Here is a 939-nt window from a genome sequence, read left to right on the forward strand (position 1 = left end):
GTGATGTGCCCCGGCTTTGGTGGCGTCCTGTTACTGGAATCCTCGTGTCTTCGATCATGAAGAGAGGCACAGGATGCCCAGGAGCTATCCTCCCGAGTTCCGCCGCAAGGTGCTGGATCTGGTCAAGGCCGGACGGCCGGTGCGGCAGGTGGCCGAAGACCTGCACATGCCGAGCCAGACCATCTACGTGTGGCTGCGCCAAGATCGGATCGACTCCGGGCTGGAACCAGGGCTGACCTCGGCCGACCAGGCCGAACTGGTCGCCGCCCGGCGCCGCATCGCCGAGCTGGAGACCGAGCTCGCCGTCATCCGGCGGGCCGTCGAGCTGGTAAGAGAGGCGGTGCCCCCAAAAGGCGCTTCGAGGCCATCGAGGTGATGGTCGCCGAAGGGCTGCCCATCACGGTGTGCTGCCGCGTGCTGAACGTCTCCGAATCGGGGTTCCACATGTGGCGCAAGCGGCCACCCTCAGCGCGGGCGATCCGGCACGCCTGGCTGACCGAGCAGATCCGCCGGCTGCACACCGACTCCCGCGGCACCTACGGCGGCCGCCGTGTGCACGCCGAGCTCACCCTTGGGCTGGGCATCGCGGTCGGGCACGGAGCGGTGGAGATGCTGATGCGCCGCGCAGGGCTCAAGGGCCTGCCCGGTTCCCGGCGGCGCCGCCCGATGCATCAGACACCCACCGCCGCCGACCTGGTCGATCGCCGGTTCCAGCGCAGCGCCCCTGATCAGCTGTGGGTTACCGATATCACCGAGCATCCCACCCGCGAGGGCAAGGTGTACTGCTGCGTGGTCCTGGACGCGTTCTCCCGCAAGGTGGTGGGCTGGTCAATCGACTCGGCGCAGACCGCCACCCTGGTCACCAACGCTCTCGGGATGGCCATACAGAACCGGCAGCCGCCGCCTGGCACGCTGATACATTCCGATCACGGCGTGCAA

2 protein-coding genes are annotated in these 939 nt (G+C 68.2%); both read left to right on the top strand.

The genetic code is table 11. From position 1 onward, the window contains the following. Nucleotides 1–73: 73 nt before the first annotated feature. The gene (locus tag ACA361_RS42275; protein WP_375020794.1) at nucleotides 74–376 is read left to right on the top strand and encodes a transposase; all 303 of its coding nucleotides are present in this window, start codon (nucleotides 74–76) and stop codon (nucleotides 374–376) included. Further along, a partial coding sequence (locus ACA361_RS42280) for an IS3 family transposase (RefSeq protein ID WP_375020795.1) occupies nucleotides 376–939 on the top strand: 564 nt, incomplete at its 3' end. The genes ACA361_RS42275 and ACA361_RS42280, both read left to right, overlap by 1 nt.

It is taken from the genome of Actinomadura sp. 21ATH (assembly GCF_041951345.1).
Classification (GTDB): domain Bacteria; phylum Actinomycetota; class Actinomycetes; order Streptosporangiales; family Streptosporangiaceae; genus Spirillospora.

What these genes read in the sequence shown, in the direction of transcription:
- ACA361_RS42275 (WP_375020794.1), top strand. Translation starts at nt 74, where the DNA reads ATGCCCAGGAGCTATCCTCCCGAGTTCCGCCGCAAGGTGCTGGATCTG.